Origin of the sequence: Mycobacterium sp. (assembly GCF_035603715.1) — a bacterium.
Lineage (GTDB): Bacteria > Actinomycetota > Actinomycetes > Mycobacteriales > Mycobacteriaceae > Mycobacterium.
Genome location: NZ_DATNJW010000522.1, coordinates 1 through 4,122 on the forward strand (window position 1 = coordinate 1; position 4,122 = coordinate 4,122).

Annotated in this window: 5 protein-coding genes; 2 read left to right on the plus strand and 3 right to left on the minus strand. The window is 66.3% G+C overall.

The window, feature by feature from the left end:
* The coding region (locus VN856_RS21595) for a PaaI family thioesterase (RefSeq protein WP_325692745.1) at positions 1 to 544 on the plus strand (544 nt) is incomplete at its 5' end.
* A 68-nt stretch (positions 545 to 612) separates the two neighbouring features.
* Positions 613 to 1,050 (plus strand): thioesterase family protein, encoded by a 438-nt coding sequence (locus VN856_RS21600; protein ID WP_325692747.1) that lies wholly within the window; start codon positions 613 to 615, stop codon positions 1,048 to 1,050.
* Here the strand turns inward: VN856_RS21600 and VN856_RS21605 are convergent.
* The 3 genes from VN856_RS21605 to VN856_RS21615 form a co-directional block, all read right to left on the minus strand.
* Positions 1,007 to 1,816, minus strand: coding sequence for an enoyl-CoA hydratase/isomerase family protein (locus VN856_RS21605; RefSeq protein WP_325692749.1), 810 nt, complete (start codon positions 1,814 to 1,816; stop codon positions 1,007 to 1,009). The two genes, VN856_RS21600 and VN856_RS21605, sit on opposite strands and share 44 nt — an antisense overlap.
* 12 nt (positions 1,817 to 1,828) lie before the next feature.
* Complete coding sequence (locus VN856_RS21610; protein ID WP_325692751.1) at positions 1,829 to 2,989, minus strand: thiolase C-terminal domain-containing protein; 1,161 nt, start codon at positions 2,987 to 2,989, stop codon at positions 1,829 to 1,831.
* Positions 2,986 to 4,122, minus strand: a 1,137-nt coding sequence (locus VN856_RS21615; protein ID WP_325692753.1) for a Zn-ribbon domain-containing OB-fold protein, incomplete at its 5' end; no start/stop codon positions are given. The genes VN856_RS21610 and VN856_RS21615, both read right to left, overlap by 4 nt.

The following is a 4,122-nucleotide window of genomic DNA, read 5'->3' on the forward strand; positions in this document are numbered from 1 at the left end:
CGGGGACCTCGACGGTCCCGTACTGGCTACCGCACATGCATTTGGGCCGCTGGGTGCTACATCGTTGGGGATCTGCACGCTGACATACCGCGGCGTGGTGATCGGCGGCGGGACGGTGCGATCGTTCTTCATCGACGCCGAGGATGTTGTCCCCCAACGCCGGTCAGAAACCCTGCGCAGGTCGGCTGAGACCACATTCGCCGACCTGACGGCGGTGCACGTCGTCGACCGTGACCCCGGCCCGGTGCTGGCGCAGCGTGTCGACCGCAACCTCAACAACGACATCGACATCGTCCACGGGGGCGTGGCGGCGGCCGGCCTGGAGCTCGCGGCGTCGGCCGCTGTGAACCGGGACCGCGCTAACAGTCTGCTGGAGACCGCATCGCTGCGAGTGAACTTTCTGCGGCCGTTCTTCGCCGGCAGTGCATCCCGCTACGAGGGCACACCGCTGCGGGTGGGCCGCAATACCGCCGTGAGCGATGCGCAGGCCATCGGCGACGACGGCAAGGTGGCGATCACCGCACGGGTGACCGCCTACCGCTGACTGCCGTCAGCTTCTGCACTCGAGCCCAACGGCACCGCATCGATGGACGCGAACCACAGGAGGAGCCCATGACGACAGTGCTTCGCACCGAGCCGCGGTGGACCGATCTCGACCCAGCTGGACACGTGAACAACACTGTCTTCCTGGTCTACGCAGAAGAGGCCCGGAACCGCTTTCTGTTCAGCGCCCTTCCCGATACGTGCAGCTCGATTGTCGTCGTTCACAACGCAATCGACTACCACCATCCAGTCGTGCACTCGGACCTTGTCGAGGTGTCCTCCGCCGTCGAGGCGATCGGCACCACGTCGTTCACGACGATCAACGTCATCGCCACCGCGACTCACCGGTGTGCGACGGTCCGGACCGTGCAAGTCGTTCTGCGGGAGGATCGCTCCGCTGCCCGTCCCTGGACCGCCGGCGAACGCGCCACTTTGGAAAAGCTCCTTGCGGCCGGCGAGGCTCTCACTTCTTCGAGCGCGCCCGGAAGGCAGCCACCCGCTCCTTGAATTCCGGCGTCGAGAACGAGGTGTACTCCTCGGCCAGCGCGTATTCCAGCACTCCTTGGGCCGCCCTCGACAGATGCATGTTCATCGCAACCTTACTGGCCCGCAGCGCCTGTGGCGGCAGCGCAGCCAGTCGCTCTCCGATCGAGAGCGCTTCATCCAGCACAGCGTCGTCGGCAGCCACCTTTGTGACCAGATTGAGCTTCTCTGCGATCGGTGCGGTGATCCGATCCCCCAGCAGGACATATTCTTTGGCCTTCATCATGCCGATCAGCAGCGGCAGCATCGCGGTGCCGCCGTCGCCCGCGACCAACCCGACCGCGACGTGCGGGTCGGCCAGATAGCTGCTCTCCCCCATAACGAGGAAGTCGCTCAGCAGAGCGATCGAGCAGCCCAGCCCGACGGCCGGGCCGTTGACCGCCGACACCAGCGGTTTGGGGAAGTTGATCACCTCGAGGAACACCGTGCGGGCCTCGGTGATCTGAAACTGGCGGGCCACGGCGTCGTCGATCAGCCGCCCGAACATCACCATGTCGCCACCGGCCGAGAACGCCTTGCCGACACCGGTCGTCACCACTGCCCGCACATCGTCGTCGGCTGCGAGTACCCGCCAGATAGTGGCAAACGCGTGGTGAACCTCTTCGTTGACGGCGTTGAACGCCTCAGGCCGGTTGATGCTGACTACATGGACGTTGCCGGTCTTCTCCACCAGCAGCCATGGCGCAAACTCTTCGTAGCCGGACAAGGTGGCGATCTCAGAAGTCGTCATGTGATGGTCCCGTCAGTTCTTTTGGTTGGAGAGGACAGTGACCGCGGAGACCGCGGTCGGCCCGCCGATGTTGTGCGCCAACGCCACTCGCGCACCATCGACCTGGTTCTCGGCTTCACCGCGAAGCTGGTTGAACAGCTCGTAACACTGCGCCACACCAGTGGCGCCCGGCGGGTGGCCTTTCGCCTTCAGCCCGCCGCTCGGATTGATCGGAATCGACCCGCCGACATAGTGTTCGCGGCCCTCGACCAGCTTGTAGGCCTCGAAGCGGTTGGCGAAGCCGAGATCCTCGTAGCTGATCAGCTCGACGCCGGTGAAACAGTCATGAACCTCGGCGACGTCGACCTCGCGCGGCGTCACCCCGGCCATCTTCATCGCGGCTTTGGCGGCGCGTACCGTCGGCGGGAACGTCGTCATGTCCGCCTTATGCTGGTGCATCACTCGGTCCATGCCCAGGCCAACGCCCCGAACCCAGACCGGGCGGTCGGTGTAGCGGTCGACAACCTCTTCGGCGGCCAAAATCACCGCGGCGGCCCCGTCGCTCTGCGGGGTGCAGTCGTAGAGCCCGAAGGGTTCGACCACGATCGGTGCCGCCAGCGCCTGCTCGACGGTGATCTCGTAGCGCAGTTGAGCTTTCGGGTTGTTCACTGCGTGGAAATGGTTCTTCACCGCCACCATCGCCATGTGCTCCTTGGTCGCCGGCGACTCGTGCAGATACCGCATCACGTGCAGCGCGAAATTGGCCGGCGCGACCAGTCCCAACGGATAATCCCAGGCGTTGTCGCGGGTCATCGCCGCCCAATCCCAAAACGTGGTGTTCGACGAGGTCTCCCGGACCTTGTCGGCCCCGACGACGAGCACCACGTCATACAGGCCAGAGGCGATGGCTAACGTTCCGTTCCGGATCGCGTCATTGCCGGTGGCGCAGGCGTTTTCGATGCGTGTCACCGGAATGTCGGTCAGGTCGAGGGTGTCAGCCAGAATGCCGGACGGGAACCCATCAGTGGTCGACAATTCGCCGAACCACGCGGCTTCGACCTCAGACTTCTGAATGCCCTTGTCAACGTTGGCGACCGCTTCGGCGTACGCCATCGGCACCAGATCCTTGATGCCCAGCTCGAAATGTTCAGCGAAGGGTGTCATCCCGGCGCCCACGATGGCGACGTTTCTCATGTAGCGGCTCCTTCCAGCGTGCGGCCCGGCCAGAATGCATAGCCGTAGTCGGGGATGCCGGCCCGAATGGCGATTCTGCGCAACACCACTGAGCCCGGCTGTCCGATCGTCGCCTCGCCCGCGGGCACACCGGTGACCTTCAGCAGCACCCGCACCGGGCTGTCGTCGAGCTGAACGACGGCCAATGAGTACGGGCTGGGCAGGTCGGGCACCGGGATCCGCACGGTGGTGTGGGTGTATACCGTGCCGGTGCGCGGCAGCGGCTCGAGCCGGTACTCGCTGGCCAATCTTCCGGCGTTGTCGACACGCAGCCGCGGCGGGAACTGCGGCGCCGAGTCGATGCCGGGGCTCTCCTCGAAAACCGCTGCCTCCCAGCGGATCTTCGGCTCGAACGCGCGCGCATACGCGGGCATCGAGATCGGAATGCCGACGCCGTCGGCGACGCGCGCCTTCGGTAATTCCTGAGGCGCATACTCGTCGCGGGCAATCCGGGGCGCCCTGCCTCCCGACGCGAGGTCGGCCGCGCTGATGCTGGACTGCTCGACCGCGAGCAGCAGGCCCTGCGTGCCCGCCTCGATTGCATCGGCCAGCAGCCGGATGATCCCCGAAGCAGAGACGGTCGGTTCGCCGACGGCCTGCGATGTGTCGAAGTCGGTACCAAGTTGCGCCAGCGCGACGCCTGCTGCCGCGGCCAGCGCCGGGGTTCCGGTCAGGCCCAGTCTGGTGAGGGTGGCGCGGACCCCGACTTCGCGTTGCAGTCGGGGGTCGACGTAGGCATGCCGGGCGCCGTCCTCAGCTCGGGCCGTCAGGGGCAGACTTCGCGTCTGACGCGCCGACGGGGTCACGATGGCGCCGCCGTCGCCGGTGAGCAAGGCGCCGGCCCCCGCCACGAGGTCGTTGTCATCGGCAGCGATCACCAGCGTGGCGTCGCCGGCGCTACCGATCTGGTCCAACACGGCGGGCGCACCACCGAGCACCTCGGTCACGGGGGTGCCTGCCGGTAACGACAACGCGGCCAACAACACCGCACCGTTGCCGCCCTCCAGCAGCGGAAAGTCGCGGGACACCAGCGCCACTCGTTGCGCGGTGGCGTCGGGATCGGCGGCGCGTCCGGCGGCTACGGCCATGGTCAG

Bases quoted from the DNA above. Each gene is read 5' to 3' on its own strand.
- VN856_RS21610 (WP_325692751.1), bottom strand. From the start codon at position 2,989: ATGAGAAACGTCGCCATCGTGGGCGCCGGGATGACACCCTTCGCTGAA.
- VN856_RS21600 (WP_325692747.1), top strand. From the start codon at position 613: ATGACGACAGTGCTTCGCACCGAGCCGCGGTGGACCGATCTCGACCCA.
- VN856_RS21605 (WP_325692749.1), bottom strand. From the start codon at position 1,816: ATGACGACTTCTGAGATCGCCACCTTGTCCGGCTACGAAGAGTTTGCG.